This window comes from Streptomyces sp. NBC_00637, from assembly GCF_045161545.1.
GTDB lineage: Bacteria > Actinomycetota > Actinomycetes > Streptomycetales > Streptomycetaceae > Streptomyces.
In genome coordinates this window covers 3690234-3708814 of the sequence record NZ_CP109046.1, presented here as the reverse complement: position 1 = coordinate 3708814, position 18581 = coordinate 3690234, and the positions used below count along the sequence as shown (strand labels likewise).

19 protein-coding genes are annotated in these 18581 nt (G+C 72.7%); 13 read left to right on the top strand and 6 right to left on the bottom strand.

The genetic code is table 11. The features are described from left to right. Nucleotides 1-25 precede the first annotated feature (25 nt). A complete protein-coding gene (locus OG440_RS16095; protein WP_406011371.1) occupies nucleotides 26-1315 on the bottom strand; it encodes a PH domain-containing protein in 1290 nt (429 codons plus the stop codon). A gap of 116 nt (nucleotides 1316-1431) precedes the next feature. Continuing rightward, entirely contained in the window at nucleotides 1432-1935 is a 504-nt protein-coding gene (locus OG440_RS16090) for a PH domain-containing protein (RefSeq protein WP_406007513.1), read from the bottom strand. A 43-nt stretch (nucleotides 1936-1978) separates the two neighbouring features. Between OG440_RS16090 and OG440_RS16085 the strand changes: the two genes are divergently transcribed. Continuing rightward, the gene (locus tag OG440_RS16085) at nucleotides 1979-3130 is read left to right on the top strand and encodes an NADH-quinone oxidoreductase subunit D (RefSeq protein ID WP_406007512.1); all 1152 of its coding nucleotides are present in this window, start codon (nucleotides 1979-1981) and stop codon (nucleotides 3128-3130) included. Nucleotides 3131-3214: 84 nt separating this feature from the next. Here OG440_RS16085 and OG440_RS16080 read toward each other — a convergent pair whose 3' ends face one another. Further along, a complete protein-coding gene (locus OG440_RS16080; protein WP_406007511.1) occupies nucleotides 3215-4282 on the bottom strand; it encodes an SAM-dependent methyltransferase in 1068 nt (355 codons plus the stop codon). A 118-nt stretch (nucleotides 4283-4400) separates the two neighbouring features. Between OG440_RS16080 and OG440_RS16075 the strand changes: the two genes are divergently transcribed. Then, the gene (locus OG440_RS16075) at nucleotides 4401-5603 is read left to right on the top strand and encodes a sensor histidine kinase (protein ID WP_406007510.1); all 1203 of its coding nucleotides are present in this window, start codon (nucleotides 4401-4403) and stop codon (nucleotides 5601-5603) included. Between the two features lie 156 nt (nucleotides 5604-5759). After that, a complete protein-coding gene (locus OG440_RS16070) occupies nucleotides 5760-6431 on the top strand; it encodes a response regulator (protein WP_406007509.1) in 672 nt (223 codons plus the stop codon). Between the two features lie 49 nt (nucleotides 6432-6480). Here OG440_RS16070 and OG440_RS16065 read toward each other — a convergent pair whose 3' ends face one another. After that, nucleotides 6481-7587, bottom strand: a complete 1107-nt coding sequence (locus tag OG440_RS16065) for a DUF5937 family protein (protein ID WP_406007508.1) — start codon at nucleotides 7585-7587, stop codon at nucleotides 6481-6483. A gap of 141 nt (nucleotides 7588-7728) precedes the next feature. Further along, a complete protein-coding gene (locus OG440_RS16060) occupies nucleotides 7729-8907 on the bottom strand; it encodes a threonine aldolase family protein (protein WP_406007507.1) in 1179 nt (392 codons plus the stop codon). Between the two features lie 198 nt (nucleotides 8908-9105). Here OG440_RS16060 and OG440_RS16055 point away from each other — a divergent pair, with 198 nt between their 5' ends. The 10 genes from OG440_RS16055 (at nucleotide 9106) to OG440_RS16010 (ending at nucleotide 17488) form a co-directional block, all read left to right on the top strand. Beyond that, the gene (locus OG440_RS16055; RefSeq protein WP_406007506.1) at nucleotides 9106-10071 is read left to right on the top strand and encodes a Rossmann-like and DUF2520 domain-containing protein; all 966 of its coding nucleotides are present in this window, start codon (nucleotides 9106-9108) and stop codon (nucleotides 10069-10071) included. Then, complete coding sequence (panC, locus tag OG440_RS16050; protein ID WP_406007505.1) at nucleotides 10068-11069, top strand: pantoate--beta-alanine ligase; 1002 nt, start codon at nucleotides 10068-10070, stop codon at nucleotides 11067-11069. Before OG440_RS16055 ends, panC begins: the two co-directional genes overlap by 4 nt. Continuing rightward, entirely contained in the window at nucleotides 11066-12781 is a 1716-nt protein-coding gene (locus OG440_RS16045; protein ID WP_406007504.1) for an L-aspartate oxidase, read from the top strand. Before panC ends, OG440_RS16045 begins: the two co-directional genes overlap by 4 nt. Before the next feature lie 5 nt (nucleotides 12782-12786). Beyond that, the gene (gene nadC / locus OG440_RS16040) at nucleotides 12787-13788 is read left to right on the top strand and encodes a carboxylating nicotinate-nucleotide diphosphorylase (RefSeq protein ID WP_406007503.1); all 1002 of its coding nucleotides are present in this window, start codon (nucleotides 12787-12789) and stop codon (nucleotides 13786-13788) included. Between the two features lie 16 nt (nucleotides 13789-13804). Beyond that, nucleotides 13805-14602, top strand: a complete 798-nt coding sequence (locus OG440_RS16035; RefSeq protein ID WP_406007502.1) for a type III pantothenate kinase — start codon at nucleotides 13805-13807, stop codon at nucleotides 14600-14602. A 267-nt stretch (nucleotides 14603-14869) separates the two neighbouring features. Next, nucleotides 14870-15559, top strand: coding sequence for a hypothetical protein (locus OG440_RS16030; protein ID WP_406011370.1), 690 nt, complete (start codon nucleotides 14870-14872; stop codon nucleotides 15557-15559). 51 nt (nucleotides 15560-15610) lie between these two features. Then, nucleotides 15611-15781, top strand: a complete 171-nt coding sequence (locus OG440_RS16025) for a hypothetical protein (protein ID WP_406007501.1) — start codon at nucleotides 15611-15613, stop codon at nucleotides 15779-15781. 145 nt (nucleotides 15782-15926) lie between these two features. Continuing rightward, complete coding sequence (locus OG440_RS16020) at nucleotides 15927-16367, top strand: BlaI/MecI/CopY family transcriptional regulator (protein ID WP_406007500.1); 441 nt, start codon at nucleotides 15927-15929, stop codon at nucleotides 16365-16367. 9 nt (nucleotides 16368-16376) lie between these two features. After that, the gene (locus OG440_RS16015) at nucleotides 16377-16925 is read left to right on the top strand and encodes an amino-acid N-acetyltransferase (protein ID WP_406007499.1); all 549 of its coding nucleotides are present in this window, start codon (nucleotides 16377-16379) and stop codon (nucleotides 16923-16925) included. 227 nt (nucleotides 16926-17152) lie between these two features. Beyond that, the gene (locus OG440_RS16010; protein WP_351764850.1) at nucleotides 17153-17488 is read left to right on the top strand and encodes an Lsr2 family protein; all 336 of its coding nucleotides are present in this window, start codon (nucleotides 17153-17155) and stop codon (nucleotides 17486-17488) included. On the opposite strand, the gene OG440_RS16005 is transcribed toward OG440_RS16010, so the two are convergent. Next, entirely contained in the window at nucleotides 17467-18153 is a 687-nt protein-coding gene (locus OG440_RS16005) for an SCO3374 family protein (protein ID WP_406007498.1), read from the bottom strand. The genes OG440_RS16010 and OG440_RS16005 overlap by 22 nt on opposite strands. Between the last annotated feature and the right edge of the window lie 428 nt (nucleotides 18154-18581).

Sequence of the window (18581 nt, the reverse complement as noted above, 5' to 3'; positions counted from 1 at the left end):
CGATGTGCCGATGTGCCGATGTGCCCTAGGCCATCCATCGGTCGGGCCGGGCGTCCAGGCGCCCGGTCCGTGACCGTTCGGCCTGATCCCGGAGCAACTCCGCGGCCTCCTGTGCGTCCCGCAGCCGGGCTGTGACGCTCTTGTCGGCCCCCGTGTCCACATGGACGTCCGCGAGTCGCCAGAGGCGCTGCCAGGGCCCTTGCGTCAGCCGCACGCTCTGCACCTTGGCGTGCGGGACGAGTGCCAGGCTGCGGCGGAGCAGTCCGTGCCGGGTGGCGAACACGGCGTCCGTGACGGCGATCCCGTAGCCCCGCCACCACAGCGGCACACACCGTCCGGCCCGCCGCGGCGGCCGCGACAGCGAAGTCCCGGCCGGGACGCTCACCCCGGGCAGCACGCGCGCGACGACGGCCTCGGCGGCCTCCCGCGGTGCCACCGGCACGAGTACGGAATTGGCCGAGCCGGCCACGTCGAGCTCGACCCGGACCCACCCGCGCCGGCGCCACAGCAGCGGCTGCACGATCCGCACGGTCTGCACCCGCCCGGGCGGCACCGTCTCGTGCGTACGGTCCAGCAGCCCATGGTCGATCCGCAGGCCGTCGGGTGACTCGCCGACCGTCCAGTCGTACTCGCCGACGAACCGTCCCACGCTGCTCGCGCCCGCCGCGCCGAGGAGCGGCACGCCGGTCGCCAGCACCGTCCACACGCTGTGGGTGGCCAGCCACAGCACGGGCGGCACGACGAGCGCGGCGACCAGCGCGCCCCAGGTCGCGCCCGTCAGCGCCAGCGCGATCACGAGTTCGCGCGCCGGTACGCGCAGCAGCTCGCGCGCGGGTGCCTCGCCCACCTCGTGCGCCGTCTCCGGCGCGAAGCCCGCCGCCCGCGCGAGCAGCTCCGCCCGCAGGACCCGGGCCTCCTCGTCGCCCAGGAAGGCCAGTTCGTCCTTCTTCTCGGCGCCGACCACGTCGAGCCGGAGCTTCGCGACGCCCGCGATCCGCGCCAGCAGCGGCCGGCTGACGTCGATCGCCTGGATGCGTTCCAACCGGATGTGCGCGGCGCGCCGGAACAACAGGCCGGTCCGGATGCGCAGTTCGCTGTCGGTCACCGAGAAGTGGGTGAACCACCAGGTCAGAAAGCCGTAGAGGGAGGCTGCGGGGACCAGCACGGCGAGCGCGATCAGCAAGGTCGTGGTGGTCAGCCGGGTCAGCTGCTCCTGCGCCTGGTCGGGATCGTGCACGGCCCACCCGACGAGGACCGCGATCGGCGCCCACGCCCGGCGGAACGGGGTGACGGGATGCAGCCGGCGCTCGGTCACGGGCCGTTCCGGGTGGGTGCGGGTCGCGTCGTCCGTGACGTCCGCCGTGGGGGGTACGCCGGGTACGTCGTGATCATCGGGTACGTCGTCGACGCCGTCCTCGACGCCGGGGGTCGTCACAGCCCCGCCGATCGGGCCTCGCCGAGCCGGGTGAGCCGGTCGCGCAGCCGTTCCGCCTCGGCCGGGTCCAGGCCGGGGATGGTCGCGTCGGTCGCGGCGGCAGCGGTGTGCAGCTGGACGCTGGCCAGCCCGAAGTGGCGTTCGAGGGGTCCCGAGGTGACCTCGACGAGCTGCATGCGCCCGTACGGCACGACGGTCTCCTCGCGCCACAGCACGCCCCGGCTGATCAGCAGGTCGTCGGCCCGTTCGGCGTACCGCCAGGAGCGCCAGTTGCGGCCGAGCAGTACCCAGCCCCATCCGATGCCGGCCAGGGGCAGCAGGGCGAACGCGGCCCACGCGGGGCCGACGAGCAGCCCGAGCAGCAGCCCGGCGCCGACGGCCGCCAGCCCCAGCCACACCACCAGCAGCAGCCGGCGCATCCGCAGCAGTCCCGGCGGCAGCCCGGTCCACACCGGTCCGGCCGCCGTCGTCCCCACGCCACCCTGGCTCCCCGTTTCCATACCGTCAGCGTACGTAGGGGGGCACGTGAGGGAGACTGTGCCCATGACTCCCCAGACGGAGACCACGGTCGGGATCGGCGGTGCCGCGGAGAGCACCGACATGGTGCTCAACATCGGACCCCAGCATCCCTCCACGCACGGAGTGCTGCGGCTGCGGCTCGTCCTGGACGGCGAGCGCATCCGGCACGCGGAGCCGGTGATCGGCTATATGCACCGCGGCGCGGAGAAACTGTTCGAGGCACGCGACTACCGCCAGATCGTCATGCTGGCCAACCGCCACGACTGGCTGTCGGCGTTCTCGAACGAGCTCGGCGTGGTACTCGCGGTGGAGCGGATGCTCGGCATGGAGGTTCCCCCGCGCGCGGTATGGACCCGCACCCTGCTCGCCGAGCTGAACCGGGTGCTGAACCACTTGATGTTCCTGGGGTCCTACCCCCTGGAGCTGGGCGGCATCACCCCGGTCTTCTATGCCTTCCGTGAGCGCGAAGTGCTCCAGAACGTCATGGAGGAGGTCTCCGGCGGGCGCATGCACTACATGTTCAACCGCGTCGGCGGCCTCAAGGAGGACCTGCCGGCGGGATGGGCCGCACGCGCGCGTGACGCCGTCGCCGCCGTGCGCTCGCGTATGGACGTCTTCGACGACCTGGTGCTCGGCAACGAGATCTTCCGGGGACGCACCCGGGACGTCGGAAGGCTCGCGCCGGAGCACGTGCACGCGTACGGCGTGAGCGGGCCGATCGCGCGCGCCTCGGGTGTCGACTTCGACCTGCGCCGGGACGAGCCCTATCTCGCGTACGGGGAGCTGCGGGACACCCTCAAGGTGGTGACCCGGACCGAGGGCGACTGCCTCGCGCGCTTCGAGTGCCTCCTGGAGCAGACGCACAACGCGCTCGACCTCGCGGACGGCTGCCTGGACCGTCTCGCGGACCTGCCGCCCGGACCGATCAACCAGCGGCTCCCGAAAGTCCTCAAGGCGCCCGAGGGGCACACGTACGCATGGACCGAGAACCCCCTCGGCATCAACGGCTACTACCTCGTCAGCAAGGGCGAGAAGACCCCGTACCGGCTGAAGCTCCGCTCGGCCTCGTACAACAACATCCAGGCGCTCACCGAACTGCTGCCCGGCACGCTGGTCTCGGACATGGTGGCGATCCTGGGGTCGATGTTCTTCGTGGTGGGGGACGTCGACAAGTAGGCCGGGGCGGACGGCCGGACCAGCGGACCGCGGACCGGGGAACGGCCGGACGGGGTGGACCGGACGGACGGGAGTACGGCGGCGTCAGTCCGCGCGGGGTCGGGGTTCCGGGGCCAGTGGGTCGGGAATTCCGACCGGCTGGAGCAGCCAGCCGAAGTCGCCCAGCCCGCCCGGCGCGGTGAGCTCGGCGGCCTCTCCGGCGCCCGCGAGGGCGCGCACGTACGCCGTGGGGTTCGTGGATGCCAGGGCCAGCGGGGGGCGTGCGCCGGTGAGGCCCAGGGCGCGCAGTGCGGCGCGTTGTGTGAGCAGGCGCGCGTCGACGAGTGCCCGCGCCGCGTCCTTGGCTGCCGCCATCCCCGCCTCGGCGCACGCGTCCAGTGCGACGTGGGCCGTGATGTCGCAGGAGCCGTCCGGCACGGGCGCCGTCTCGCGCCCCTCCAGGAAGCCGGTGAGCGTCCCGAACGGGGGGCGCGCGTCGGCCGTGTGCGCGTAGTCCACCGCCACCGCGAGCCCGCCCTCGACGCAGGAGACCGCGGACGCCCACGCGGTGTCCCGGGGCAGCCCGATCTCCGCCCGCAGTCCCTCCTCCTCCGCCATCGGCCACCAGCGCGCGAGCCACTCCGTCTCCGCGCCGGACACCCGCTCCCCGAGCCGCTCGGCCCCGGTGTCCCGGACGAGCACCAGTCGCGCCACGCCCGCGGAGTCGACCTCCGCGACCTCGACGGGCACGTTGTCCAGCCACTCGTTGGCGAACAACAGCCCGGTGACCTGCCGCGGGGGCTCGGGCAGCCACTCGATCCGGCGAGCGAGGCCCGCGGGCCGGTCGGCGATGTCGACGGCGCACGCGCGTGTGCGTGACGCGACCTCGGCGGGGAGCGCGGCCAGTACTCCGGTGACCAGTTCGCCCCGCCCGGCGGCCATGTCGACGAAGTCGAGCGAGGAGGGCCGGCCGAGGGCCTCGTCGACCCGGCACAGCAGCCGGGCCACGGCCTCGGCGAACAGCGGCGACGCGTGCACGGACGTACGGAAGTGCCCGGCGGGACCCTCGGAACGCCGGTAGAAGCCGCCCGCCCCGTCCACGCCGTACAGCGCCGCCTGCGTCGCCGCCCGCCAGCCGCGCCACTCGCCCGGGCCCGTCACGTTGTCCACCACCCGGTCAGACTAGGCGTACAGGTGATCACGGCATCCACCTTGCGGAGTACGCGCGCCCGGACCGGATCGGCCCTCCGGTTGACCCCTGCACGCATCGGCCTTCCCTACGCTGGGTTACGTGCAGCGCCTCTATGACTTCCTCCGCAGACACCCGACAGGGGTGGACGGCTTCTGGGCCCTCGTCCTGTTCGGGATCTCCGCGGCCGCAGGAACCGCCGGCCAGGACCGCGGTGGTACCGACTCCATGGCGCTGCTGGTGCCGGTGGTGTTCCTGTTGTGCCTGGTCATCGCGTTGCGGCGGCGTCTGCCCGAGCAGATGCTCGTGCTCGCCGCCGCGCTCGGGCTGGCTCAGCTGGTGCTGAACGTCGGGGTCACGGCGGCCGACTTCGCCCTGCTGGTGATCGTCTACACGGTCGCCGCGACCGGCGCCCGCTGGGCCTCACGGCTCGCCCTGGTCATGGCGCTGAGCGCGGCCACCCTGGCGCAGCTGCGCTGGCCGCACGAGAACGCGAGCGTGCCGGGCCAGGTCGCGGTCATCATCTTCCAGACGGTGCCGTTCGCCCTCGCCTGGGTGCTCGGCGACTCCATCCGCACCCGTCGCGCGTACTTCGCGCAGCTGGAGGAGCGCGCGGCCCGCCTGGAGAAGGAGCGCGAGGCGCAGGCGAAGGTCGCGGTCGCCGCCGAGCGCGCCCGTATCGCGAGGGAGCTGCACGACGTCGTCGCGCACAACGTGTCGGTGATGGTGGTGCAGGCCGACGGTGCCGCCTACGTCCTCGACGCCGCGCCCGACCAGGCGAAGAAGGCCCTGGAGACGATCTCCTCCACGGGCCGCCAGGCACTCGCCGAGATGCGCCGCCTGCTGGGCGTGCTGCGCACCGGCGAGCACCAGGAGGGCGGCGAGTACGTGCCGCAGCCGGACGTCGAGCAGATCGAGGACCTCGTCGAGCAGTGCCGTGGCTCGGGCCTGCCGGTGGACTTCAAGGTCGAGGGCACGCCGCGGCCGCTGCCCAGCGGCGTCGAGCTGACGGCGTACCGCATCGTGCAGGAGGCGCTGACGAACACCCGCAAGCACGGGGGGCCCAACACGGGCGCCAGCGTGCGCCTGGTCTACTTCGACGACGGCCTCGGCCTGCTCGTCGAGGACGACGGCAAGGGCGCCCCGCACGAGCTGTACGAGGAGGGCGGAGCCGACGGCGCGGGTCACGGCCTGATCGGCATGCGCGAGCGGATCGGCATGGTGGGCGGCACCCTGGACGCGGGCCCGCGGCCCGGCGGAGGATTCCGCATCAGCGCGCTGCTCCCGCTCAAACCGGCGCACTGACGTCGACGCGCGCCCCGGTGACACCTGTCACGCCCCCGACGCCACCCGCACGCCGGCGCCGGCCGACGGAACCAGAAGCACGGAAGCACCGAAGCACCACAAGCACCGAAGCACCAGAAGAAAACAGAAGTCCAGTCAGAGACGGAAGAGGACTCGATGACGATCCGCGTGATGCTCGTCGACGACCAGGTGCTGCTGCGCACCGGGTTCCGGATGGTGCTCGCCGCCCAGCCGGACATGGAGGTCGTGGCGGAGGCGGGCGACGGCGTCGAGGCCCTCCAGGTGGTGCGTTCCACGGCGGTCGACGTCGTGCTCATGGACGTCCGCATGCCGAAGCTGGACGGCGTGGAGGCCACCCGGCGCATCTGTGCCGAGCCCGAGCCGCCGAAGGTGCTGATCCTGACCACCTTCGATCTGGACGAGTACGCGTTCTCCGGGCTGAAGGCGGGGGCCTCCGGGTTCATGCTCAAGGACGTGCCGCCGGGTGAGCTCCTCGCCGCGATCCGCTCCGTGCACAGCGGGGACGCGGTGGTCGCCCCGTCCACCACCCGCCGTCTCCTCGACCGGTTCGCGCCGATGCTGCCCACCACCGGCAAGGAGCCCCGCCACAAGGAGCTGGAGCGGCTCACGGAGCGGGAGCGGGAGGTCATGGTGCTCGTGGCCCAGGGGCTGTCCAACGGGGAGATCGCGGCCCGGCTGGTGCTGTCCGAGGCGACCGTCAAGACCCATGTGGGCCGCATCCTGACCAAGCTGGGGCTGCGCGACCGGGTCCAGGTGGTGGTCCTCGCATACGAGACGGGGATCGTCCGCGCCGGCGGCCACGCCTGAACCGCACGGACCCGCACGGCCCTTCGCGGCCACCGCGGGGTGCCGACGGCTAGCGGAGCATCCCTTCCAGGAAGTCGCTGCCCAGCCGGGCCACCACCGTCACGTCGAGCTGATGCAGGACGTAGCGGCCGCGCCGACGCGTGGTGAGCAGGCCCGCCTTCTTCAGGACGGCGAGATGCCGGGATATCTCGGGGGCCGTCACGCCGTGCACCTGGGCCAGCTCGGTCGTGGTGTAGGCGCTGCGGGCCAGCAGACGGCAGATCCGCATCCGGACGGGGTGGGACAGCGCCGTCATCCGCAGGGTCAGCTGCTCCACCGAGGGCGGCGACGCCAGTTCCGGCGAGCCGACCGGGTAGTGCAGCACCGGCTGCCAGCCGTACCGGTGCAGCACCATCAGGTGCGGCCAGCCCAGGCTCGTCGGCACCATCAGGAGGCCGCCGTCCCCGGTGGCGGTGCGGCCCTGGACCAGCTTGTCTACGGTGATCCGCGCGGCCTCCTCGTCGAGTGTCACCGCCGAGGACACCGAGGTGAGGGCCTCCGCCAGACCCTTGCGGCGCAGAAGATCCGTCTTGTAGCGGGCGTCCGTGGCGAGCGGGAGACGCACCCGGGCCCAGACGTCGGCGAAGAACGCCTCGTCACAGTCCCGCAGGAACTGCCTCAGCCAGGCACGCACGCGGGGCGGGTCGTCGAGCAGCCGTCGGGTGAACCGCACCTGCCGCGGCCCACGCGTGGCGGCCAGTTCGAAGGCGCGCCGGCGCAGCTTCGGGTCGGCGAGCACGCTGGGGCCCGGCACGTCGTACCCGGGCGCGCAGGTGAATTCCAGAGCGGAGTCCACGAACTGCTCGTCCGTCAGCTTGTCCAGGAGGTCGAGCTCCTCGGCGAGCGTGGCCCCGGGGAGCGTGTTTCCGCCCGGGATGCCCGCGTACGGCAGGAAGATGTCCGAGAACGTCGTCCGCCACAGGAAGTCGGCCTCGCACATCCGGTCCGCCAGGTGCGAGTCGAGCCGGGCGGTCACACCGGTGACCCACCCCTGGAGGCCGGGATGGTGCCCCGGCTCGGACAGCGCGTGCAGCGCCATGCCGAGCTCGGCCAGGGGCGAGGGCACGACCGCGACCCTCTCCGGCCGCAGCCCCGCGATGTCGATGCTCAGGCTCATGCCCTCATGGTGCACCCCGCCACTGACAGCACGGTCTTCGATTGACGGCCGCCGTCAATCGACGCGCCACCGGGCACCTGGGGTTCGACCCGCCGATCACCCGTTGATCACCTGCTGATCAGCGGGCCGACCACCCGCCGATCACTCGCCGATCACCTCGTTCACCCGGCCCACGAAGTCCACGACCGCCGCCGTCACGTCGTCCGCCGTCCAGGCCAGGCCCGCGGCGCTGACGGTCACCTCGGTGTACGACAGCCCCGGTCCGCCGCGGCTCCAGGCGCCCGCGAAGAGCATCGACTTCGTCTGCTCGGCCTGCCGCGCCGCCGCTTCGGCCGGAACATCGGCCTCGTACGGCAGCCAGACCTGGAACTCGTGCGTGTGCGGCACCTCGGGGTGCACGCGCGCCCACGGCACGCCCGCCTCGGCGAACCCCTCGCGCAGCGCGGCCGCCACCACGCGCGCGTGGACCACGTACTCCGGCAGCCGGGGCAGTTCACGGTCCAGGCCGACGAGTGCGGCCAGGGCGGTGGGGAACTGCTGGAAGACCATCCCGCCGTAGCGGTGCCGCCACGTCCTGGCCTCCTCCACCAGCGTCTTCGGGCCGGCGAGCGCGGCGCCGCCGAAGCCGTCGAGCGACTTGTAGAACGACACGTAGACGCTGTCGGCCAGGTCCGCTATCTCGCGCAGAGGGCGGCCGAAGTGATGGGTCGTCTCCCACAGGCGCGCGCCGTCGAAGTGCACCACGGCGTCACGCTCGCGGGCCGCCTCCACGACCTCGGTCAGCTCCTCCCAGGAGGGCAGCACATAACCGGCGTCCCGCAGAGGCAGCTCCAGCATCAGCGCCCCGAAGGGCTCCTCGAAGGCGCGCACCTCCTCGGCCGTGGGCAGCCGGGGCTCACGCGTCAGCCGCACCGTGCGCAGATCGCTGACGGCGGTGAAGGCGCCCCGCTCCCACATCTCGGGATGGCTCAGCGCGTGCAGGGCGACCGTGGGGTTGCCGGTGCGTCCCGCCCAGCAGCGCAGGGCGACCTGCTGGGCCATCGTGCCGGTCGGGAAGAACACCGCGGCCTCGGTGCCCAGCAGCCCGGCGACCCGCTCCTCCAGCGCCCCCACGACCCCGTCGCCGTAGAGGTCCGCGGGCTCGTCCAGGTCGTGGACCTGCGGCGCGGCCTCGTGCAGCAGCGCGAGCCGCTCCCGCAGTGTGCCCCGGGCGCCGTCGCGCGACAGGACGCGTTCCGCGTCGCGGTAGGCGGCCGCCCGCCGCTCCCGCAGGCGCTCCCGCGCCGACTTCTCCTCGCCGTGTTCCGCCGTGTTCGTCATGCCCCGGATGATGCCGTGCGACGGCTCGCGGGGCCACGGGCGTGTCCGGCCCCGGCCGGTCCCTCCGGACGGCAGGTCGGAAACGGGTGGGATAACCCACAGCCTGTGGACAACCGGACGCGCCCCGGACGGATAGCGTTAACATGACGAGAAATCGTCCGGTACCCGGAGCGGACTGGAACGGAAGGCCTCCGTCGCGTGAGTACAGCCCAACAGCCAGACCCCAGGGACCGCCCCGCGCGGCTCGCCGTCGGCGTCGTCGGCGCCGGCCGGGTGGGCCCCGCCCTCGCCGCGTCCCTCCAGCTCGCCGGGCACCGTCCGGTCGCCGTATCCGGCGTCTCCGACGCCTCCAGGCGGCGAGCCGCGCTGCTGCTGCCCGACGTGCCCCTCCTTCCGCCCGCCGAGGTCCTCCAGCGCTCCGACCTGGTGCTGCTGACCGTCCCCGACGACACCCTGCCCGGACTCGTGGAGGGCCTCGCCGAGACCGGCGCCGTCCGGCCCGGCCAGCTGATCGTGCACACCTCGGGGCGGTACGGCGCGAAGGTCCTCGACCCGGCCCTGCGCGCGGGCGGGCTGCCGCTCGCCCTGCACCCGGCGATGACCTTCACGGGCAGTCCCGTCGACGTCCAGCGCCTGGCGGGCTGCTCCTTCGGCGTCACCGCGCCCGACGAGTTGCGGCTGGCCGCCGAGGCGTTGGTGATCGAGATGGGCGGCGAGCCGGAGTGGATCGCCGAGGAGAGCCGGCCGCTCTACCACGCGGCCCTCGCCCTGGGCGCGAACCACCTGGTCACGCTGGTCGCGCAGTCCATGGAACTGCTGCGGGCGGCCGGCGTCGAGGCCCCCGACCGGATGCTCGGCCCGCTGCTCGGCGCCGCCCTCGACAACGCGCTGCGCTCCGGCGACGGCGCGCTCACCGGCCCCGTCGCGCGCGGGGACGCGGGCACGGTCGCCGCGCATGTCGCCGAGCTGCGCGAGCACGCCCCGCAGACCGTCTCCGGTTATCTGGCGATGGCCCGCGCGACCGCCGACCGCGCGCTCGCCCACGGGCTCCTCAAGCCCGAGCTCGCCGAGGACCTGCTCGGGGTACTCGCCGACGAAGCCCACGGCACCCCCGGAGACCCCGGTGCCTCCGGCCCGCACGGCACCGAAGGAGATGCCGGATGACCACCACCCTGCTGCGCACCGCCGCCGAACTGCACGCACGCCCGCGTGGCGGCCGCCGGGCCGTCGTGATGACCATGGGCGCCCTGCACGAGGGCCACGCCACCCTCGTCCGCACCGCCCGGGAACTCGCCGGGCCGCACGGCGAGGTCGTCGTCACGGTTTTCGTCAACCCGCTGCAGTTCGGCCAGGGCGAGGACCTCGACCGCTACCCGCGCACCCTGGACGCCGACCTCAAGCTCGCCGAGCAGGCCGGCGCGGACGTCGTGTTCGCCCCGTCCGTGGACGAGGTCTACCCGGGCGGAGAACCCCAGGTCCGTATCACCGCAGGCCCGATGGGGGAACGACTGGAGGGCAGCTCCCGCCCCGGACACTTCGACGGGATGCTCACCGTCGTCGCCAAGCTGCTGCACCTCACCCGGCCCGACACCGCCCTCTTCGGACAGAAGGACGCCCAGCAGCTCGCCCTGATCCGCCGCATGACGCGGGACCTGAACTTCGGTGTGGAGATCGTCGGGGTGCCCACCGTGCGCGAGGAGGACGGGCTGGCCCTGTCCAGCCGCAACCGCTATCTGTCCGCCGCGGACCGGCGCACCGCGCTCGCGCTCTCCCAGGCCCTGTTCGCGGGCCGGGACCGGCATGCCGCGCAGGAGGCGCTGCGGGCACGCGCACGCCAGGTGCCCGCCACCCGCGCGCGTGCCGAGGCGCTCAGCGCCATAGGGGAGTCCCGCGCGGCGGCGGACGCGCACGCCGTCGCCAAGGCCGCCCCCGGCAACCCCGCGGCCGTCCGCGCGGCGGCCCGCCTGGTCCTCGACGAGGCCGCCCGGCTGGACCCGCCGCTGGAACTGGACTACCTCGCGCTGGTCGACCCGTCGGACTTCACGGAGATCACCGGGCTCGAGGACGACTACACCGGCGAGGCCGTCCTCGCCGTCGCCGCCAGGGTCGGGACGACCCGGCTGATCGACAACCTCCCCCTCACCTTCGGAGCCGCCTCGTGACCAGCACAGGCATACGACTGCACGCGCCCGCGCCCGGGTGGAACATCGCCGCGGACGTGGTGGTCGTGGGCTCCGGCGTCGCCGGCCTGACCGCGGCCCTGCGCTGCGAGGCCGCCGGCCTGACGACGGTCGTCGTCACCAAGGCCCGGCTCGACGACGGCTCCACGCGCTGGGCGCAGGGCGGCATAGCCGCGGCTCTGGGCGACGGCGACACACCCGAACAGCACCTGGACGACACGCTGGTGGCGGGCGTGGGCCTGTGCGACGAGGACGCCGTGCGGATCCTCGTCACCGAGGGTCCCGACGCCGTTCGCCGGCTGATCGAGACCGGCGCCCACTTCGACGAGTCCGAGGAAGGCGGCCTGGAGCTCACCCGCGAGGGCGGACACCACCGGCGCCGTATCGCGCACGCGGGCGGCGACGCGACGGGTGCGGAGATCTCCCGGGCGCTCGTCGAGGCGGTACGCGCGCGTGGGCTGCGCACGATCGAGAACGCGCTCGTGCTGGACCTGCTCACGGACGCCGCCGGCCGCACCGCCGGCGTCACCCTGCACGTCATGGGCGAGGGCCAGCACGACGGCGTCGGCGCGGTGCACGCCCCCGCGGTCGTCCTCGCGACCGGCGGCATGGGCCAGGTGTTCTCCGCGACCACCAACCCGTCGGTGTCCACCGGCGACGGCGTGGCGCTCGCCCTGCGCGCGGGCGCCGAGGTCTCCGACCTGGAGTTCGTCCAGTTCCACCCGACCGTGCTGTTCCTCGGCTCGGACGCCGAGGGCCAGCAGCCCCTCGTCTCCGAGGCGGTGCGGGGCGAGGGCGCCCACCTGGTCGACGCGGACGGCGTGCGCTTCATGGTCGGGCAGCACGAGCTGGCCGAGCTGGCGCCCCGGGACATCGTCGCCAAGGGCATCATGCGCCGCATGCAGGAGCGAGACGCCGAGCACATGTTCCTCGACGCCCGCCACTTCGGCGCCGACATGTGGGAACACCGCTTCCCCACGATCCTGGCCGCCTGCCGCGCCCACGGCATCGACCCGGTCACCGAGCCCGTCCCGGTCGCCCCGGCGGCCCACTACGCCTCCGGCGGCGTGCGCACCGACTCCCACGGCCGGACGACCGTGCCGGGCCTGTACGCGTGCGGCGAGGTCGCCTGCACCGGCGTGCACGGCGCGAACCGGCTCGCGTCGAACTCGCTCCTCGAAGGCCTCGTCTACGCCGAGCGCATCGTCACCGACATCGTGGAGAGCCGGACGGACGACGGCCTGCACGCGCGTGTGCCCGCGCCGGTCGAGCACCCGGACAAGCCGGCGCACCCGCTCCTCGCCCCCGAGGCCCGGTTCGCCATCCAGCGGACCATGACCGACGGCGCGGGCGTCCTGCGCTCCGCCGCATCCCTGGAGAAGGCGGCCGGCCAGCTGGTACGGCTGCACGCCGAGGCCCGCGACGCCCTCGACGAGAACGGCAAGACGGCCGAGCCCGGCGTCGACACCTGGGAGGCCACCAACCTCCTGTGCGTGGCGCGGGTCCTGGTCGCCGCCGCCCGGCAGCGCGAGGAGACCCGCGGCTGCCACTGGCGCGAGGACCACGCCGACCGCGACGACGCGAACTGGCGCCGTCACATCGTCGTACGGCTGAATCCGGACCGGACGCTCGCCGTACACACCACCGATACCGCAGACTTCCCCCCGACCCGGCAGCACCTCCAGGAGCAGTGACAGACGTGAGCACCCCCGACCTTCCCCTCGCCCGGAGCGGCGGCTGCGGCGACGCCTGTGCCTGCGGCACCGACGCGGACACCGACTTCGCCGGCGAGGGATACGCCGAATACGCCGAGTGCGGGCTCGACCCCGCGCTCGCCCAGCTGCTGTCCGACGCCGGACTCGACCCCGTGGAGGTCGAGGACATCGCCAACGTCGCCATCCAGGAGGACCTGGCCCACGGCGTCGACGTGACCACCGTCGCGACCATTCCCGAGGAGGCGGTCGCCACCGCCGACTTCACCGCGCGCGAGGCGGGCGTGGTGGCGGGCCTCAGGATCGCCGAGGCGGTCGTCTCGGTCGTCTGCACGGACGAGTTCGAGGTCGAGCGGCACGTGGAGGACGGCGACCGCGTGGAGGCCGGCCAGACGCTGCTGTCCGTCACCACGCGCACGCGTGACCTGCTCACCGCCGAGCGCAGCGCGCTCAACCTGCTGTGCCGGCTGTCCGGCATCGCCACCGCCACGCGCGCGTGGGCGGACGCCCTGGAGGGCACCAAGGCACGCGTGCGGGACACCCGTAAGACGACACCGGGTCTGCGCTCCATGGAGAAGTTCGCCGTCCGCTGCGGCGGAGGCGTCAACCACCGCATGTCGCTGTCCGACGCGGCGCTGGTCAAGGACAACCACGTGGTCGCCGCGGGCGGCGTCGCCCAGGCCTTCGAGGCCGTACGGGAGACGTTCCCGGACGTCCCGATCGAGGTCGAGGTCGACACCCTGCACCAGCTGCGGGAGGTGGTCGACGCCGGCGCCGACCTGATCCTGCTGGACAACTTCACGCCCGGGGAGTGCGCGGAGGCCGTCGGCGTCGTCGGCGGGCGCGCGCTGCTGGAGGCGTCCGGCCGGCTGACCCTCGACAACGCCAAGGCGTATGCCGACACCGGCGTCGACTTCCTCGCCGTCGGCGCCCTGACGCACTCCTCGCCGATCCTGGACATCGGTCTGGATCTGCGGGCGGCGGAGTAGGGAACGGGGACCGGCCATGCTGCTGACGATCGACGTGGGCAACACGCACACCGTGCTCGGCCTGTTCGACGGTGAGGACATCGTCGAGCACTGGCGGATCTCCACCGATTCCCGCCGCACCGCGGACGAACTGGCCGTGCTCCTGCAAGGGCTGATGGGGATGCACCCGCTCCTCGGCGACGAACTGGGCGACGGCATCGACGGGATCGCGATCTGCGCGACCGTGCCCTCCGTGCTGCACGAACTGCGCGAGGTGACCCGGCGCTACTACGGCGACGTGCCCGCCGTGCTGGTCGAACCCGGCGTGAAGACGGGTGTGCCGATCCTCTTCGACAACCCCAAGGAGGTCGGCGCCGACCGCATCATCAACGCGGTCGCGGCGAACGAGCTCTACGGCGGCCCGGCGATCGTCGTCGACTTCGGTACGGCGACGACGTTCGACGCGGTCAGCGCGCGCGGGGAGTACGTCGGCGGCGTCATCGCCCCTGGCATCGAGATCTCCGTCGAGGCACTGGGCGTCAAGGCCGCGCAGCTGCGCAAGATCGAGGTGGCCCGGCCGCGGAGCGTGATCGGCAAGAACACGGTCGAGGCGATGCAGTCCGGGATCGTCTACGGGTTCGCCGGCCAGGTCGACGGCGTGGTGACCCGGATGGCCCGCGAGCTGGCGGACGACCCGGACGAGGTCACGGTGATCGCGACGGGCGGGCTGGCACCGACGGTGCTCGGCGAGTCCTCCGTGATCGACGAGCACGAGCCGTGGCTGACGCTGATCGGACTGCGCCTGGTGTACGAGCGGAACGTCTCGCGCATGTGAGCGGCATGCGCCTCCGCGGACGAGCGGAGGCGCACAAGGGCGTCCGAGGGCGGGCGGGAGCGGCCCGAGGCGGGAGAAGGCGGGCGGGTCGGGGCGCGCTGGGGCGGGTGATCCCGGAGGCAGGGCCACCAGGGCGGGGGGCGGTGATCCCGGAGGCAGGGCCACCAGGGCGGATTGTGGACGCGCCACGCCCGTCCCCTATGTCGAATTTGTCTGATTAGCGCGTATGGTCACGGCATGCCCACGCCCTACGGATCCCGCGGCGGCATGGCGTTCGGTACGGAGGAGCTGCGTGTGCTCCGTCGCTCCCTCGCCCTAGCCCTCCACCCCGGTCCCGTCTCTGCCGAGGACATCCAGGACTGTCATCGCCTCGCCGAGTCCCTCGACGAGGCGATGCGCGAGGCCGCCCGCCTGCGGGCCTTCCTGGTGGCCGACCTCGCCCGGTACCGCGCCGCCCTCCCCGGCACGGCCGCCGGGTACCTCGCGCTCCTCGAGGAGGTGCTGCCGACCGGCTACCGGCCCGAGCCCGACGACCTCGCCGCCCTCCGCGCCCTGCGCGGCAACCCCACGGCCGCCGCGCTCCTGGGCCGCTGTCAGGCGCTCGCCGAACGGGACGTACGTGCCCGTCTGGCCCGCCGGGCGGCACGCCGGGACTCGGAGGCCGCCCCCACCGTCCCGGCGTCCCGTACCCGGCTTCTGGCCCTTCCCGGGGGCCTCTGCGGCGACGGTCGCGCCCGCTCGGCCGTCGCCGCGGACGATCCCGGCGCCCGCCCGGGCGAGGAGCCGCGCAGGAAACCCGCCGGGAAGCCCGCCACGCCCGCCCCCGGCCCGGTTCCCGTCGAGCCGGCCCCGGAGCCCGCCCGGCGGCCCGTCCCCACTCCGGGCGAGGTCTTCCCGCGCCGCAGGCCCACCCCGCCGCCCGCCCATCCGGAGCGGCAGCGGCTGGCGGCGGGCTGACACGGGCGACCCCGCACCGATTCCCCGTTCCGTCGTGGCTACCCTGGATCCATGGACTACGTCTCCGCGCTCGTGCCTCCCGTCGTCATGGCCGTGTTCTTCATCGGTGTGATCAGGGTGATCGTGAAGACCCAGGGCGGCGCCAACAAGGCCAAGGAGGACGCGGCCGTCGACGCCGTCCTCGCGCGCGCGGACGGCGCCCGTCAGGCCTCCGACGCCTGACCCGCCCGCCACCCTTCCGCACCGCCGGGCGTGCGGCTCCTTTCGGGGCCGCACGCCCTTTTTGTTCCCGTTTGCCGATGAAAGCGCACGTCCGGCACGCGATTGGCGAGATCTCCCACTATTGTTCTGAGCTGTGCCTCGCCCATTGGGAGAACTCGAAGACGCGGTCATGACGCGGGTGTGGAAGTGGAACCGCCCGGTGACCGTTCGAGAAGTCCTGGAAGACCTTCAGCAGGAACGGTCCATCGCGTACACCACGGTGATGACCGTTTTGGACAATCTCCATCAGAAGGGCTGGGTGCGCCGTGAAGCAGAAGGCCGGGCCTATCGATATGAGGCGGTCTCGACCCGGGCCGCCTACGCGGCCGCCCTCATGAACGACGCCTGGGCCCAGAGCGACAACCCCGCCGCCGCTCTCGTCGCCTTCTTCGGGATGATGAGCGAGGAACAGCGGTACTCCCTGCGCGACGCCGTACGCATGGTCCAGGGTCCGGAAACTACCGAACCCGCGACGGGGGGCAGTCCGGAGAGTACGCGGAGTACCGGTGAGAACCCCGGCTCGGCGACGGAGGACGACGGGCGATAGCGTCCGCACATGTCAGCAGAGAGTCCCTCGGCCGAGAACCCCGGAGTCACCGCTAAAGCCATCACCGTCCGCCGGGCCCGGACCGGCGATGTCGCCGCCGTGCGCCGTCTCCTTGACGCCCACGTCCGCGGCGGCATCCTGCTCGACAAAGCGACGGTGACGCTTTACGAGGACATCCAGGAGTTCTGGGTCGCCGAACGCGACGACAACGCCGAGGTGGTCGGCTGCGGCGCCCTGCACGTGATGTGGGAAGACCTGGCGGAAGTCCGCACTCTCGCGGTGAAGCCCGGGCTGAAGGGCGCGGGCATCGGGCACCAGTTGTTGGAGAAGTTGCTCCACACCGCGCGCTGGCTCGGGGTTCGACGCGTTTTCTGCCTGACCTTCGAAGTCGACTTCTTCGGCAAGCACGGCTTCGTGGAGATCGGTGAGACGCCGGTCGACACCGATGTCTACGCGGAGCTGCTGCGTTCCTATGACGAGGGCGTCGCGGAGTTCCTCGGACTCGAACGAGTGAAACCGAACACCTTGGGCAACAGTCGGATGCTTCTGCATCTGTGATCGTCGCCGTCCATTCACACAGACCCGCCTTGCCCGCGGTCCCTATGTCCGAAACGCGCACGTTTCCGGGCGAGGAGCGGGCTGCGGGCCTCCGCCGGGGGTTTGTGTTTTCCCAGCAAAAGCGGTTTGCTTTCCGACGTACTGCTGTACTGCATATAACAGGGCGCGGCTAAACGGCGGACGCCGCGGACCCCCCGGCCCTCACGTTTTCGATGAAAGGAAATCCGGTGGCACAGAAGGTTCAGGTCCTTCTTGTCGACGACCTCGACGGCGGCGAGGCGGACGAGACCGTTACGTTCGCGCTGGACGGCAAGACGTACGAGATCGATCTCACGACTACCAATGCGGACAAGCTCCGTGGACTTCTCGAGCCCTACGTGAAGGGCGGCCGTCGTACCGGTGGCCGTGCTGCGGGTGGGCGTGGAAAGGCGCGCGCCGCCACCGGTGGCAGCCAGGACACCGCCCAGATCCGTGCGTGGGCCAAGGAGAACGGCCACGAGGTCAATGACCGCGGCCGCGTTCCCGCGTCCATTCGCGAGGCTTACGAGAAGGCCAACGGCTGAGCGCTCGCGCGCCGCAGCCGGACACGGTGACAGTGCGTCGCCAGCGTGTCCACCAGCCGTACGAGATCGGGGGCGCCTCCAACGCCCCCAAGCGCCGACATCGTCGGCAGCGAGGCCTCGGCCTCGCGACCTGCCACGGGGGGCCGCAGCCAGACAGCGGCCCCCTGCACCGGCCCGGGACGGTGCGGGCCCGCACCGCGGCCCTGCCCCCGGCAGGGGCCCTCGCCGGCGTCTTCGCCGGGGCTTTCGCCGGAGGGCGGCAGCGGTGCCTCGACGAGTTCGCCCGCGCCGATAGCCGTCAGATCCAGTGGCAGCGCGCCCCACTCCAGCCACCGCAGGATCCCCGGCACCTCCTCCGCGCCGCCCGCCGCCACCAGCAGCCGCATCCGGTCGCCCCACAGGGCCACGGGCGAGTCCGGCGCGAGTCGCCGCAACGCCGCGAGGCCCGCCTCGGCGGGCACGTCCAGCACGTCGAAGCGTTCGCCCACCAAAAGTCGTACCGGCTCCCCGGGCACCGTCGGCCAGCCCAGTTCGTTCTCGTACCAGCCGCGGATCAGGTCGGCCGGAGCGTCCGGACCGTCCGGATCGAGCGGCCGTCGGGGGAGGGGGACCGTGAGGATCGCAGCGGCGGCCGGGCAGACAGCCGGCGGGACGGAGCCAACCATGCCAAGTGCAACCGTCGAAAAGGCCCGCGGGTTACGCTGGGTGTTTGAACGGATGCGCGCTGTGTCGACAAACGGGGCGTGTGGGGGTGTCGGGAGGCGCAAGGTTGTTCGCCCGTAGCGGAGGGGACCGGTGCGCACGGCATGGACTGTCGGTTGCAGCGGGTAAGACATCCCTAGTGGGAGGGGGCGACACGCAGGAAAGGCCGTCTCACGTTCGCCATCGGCGTACTGGCGACTGGGGTAACTGCCTGGCCTGCGGGAACATCGTCTCGCACCATCGGGTTGGAGCAGATGTCGGCGTTCGGGGTCAGGAGGCCATCGACGGTGTCGGCAGTTGGAATGAGCGGTCCCCGCTTGCGGGACTAAGCTGCGGAAGGACAGAGAGGGGAAGTTCCCCCCACTGCCTGACCGCTCTGAGGAGCGATTAA

Coding starts and splice junctions, on each gene's coding strand:
- OG440_RS16085 (WP_406007512.1), top strand. CDS start 1,979: ATGACTCCCCAGACGGAGACCACGGTCGGGATCGGCGGTGCCGCGGAG.
- OG440_RS16025 (WP_406007501.1), top strand. CDS start 15,611: ATGGACTACGTCTCCGCGCTCGTGCCTCCCGTCGTCATGGCCGTGTTC.
- OG440_RS16090 (WP_406007513.1), bottom strand. CDS start 1,935: ATGGAAACGGGGAGCCAGGGTGGCGTGGGGACGACGGCGGCCGGACCG.
- OG440_RS16070 (WP_406007509.1), top strand. CDS start 5,760: ATGACGATCCGCGTGATGCTCGTCGACGACCAGGTGCTGCTGCGCACC.
- OG440_RS16030 (WP_406011370.1), top strand. CDS start 14,870: ATGGCGTTCGGTACGGAGGAGCTGCGTGTGCTCCGTCGCTCCCTCGCC.
- OG440_RS16035 (WP_406007502.1), top strand. CDS start 13,805: ATGCTGCTGACGATCGACGTGGGCAACACGCACACCGTGCTCGGCCTG.
- OG440_RS16005 (WP_406007498.1), bottom strand. CDS start 18,153: ATGGTTGGCTCCGTCCCGCCGGCTGTCTGCCCGGCCGCCGCTGCGATC.
- panC (WP_406007505.1), top strand. CDS start 10,068: ATGACCACCACCCTGCTGCGCACCGCCGCCGAACTGCACGCACGCCCG.
- OG440_RS16065 (WP_406007508.1), bottom strand. CDS start 7,587: ATGAGCCTGAGCATCGACATCGCGGGGCTGCGGCCGGAGAGGGTCGCG.
- OG440_RS16060 (WP_406007507.1), bottom strand. CDS start 8,907: ATGACGAACACGGCGGAACACGGCGAGGAGAAGTCGGCGCGGGAGCGC.
- OG440_RS16015 (WP_406007499.1), top strand. CDS start 16,377: ATGTCAGCAGAGAGTCCCTCGGCCGAGAACCCCGGAGTCACCGCTAAA.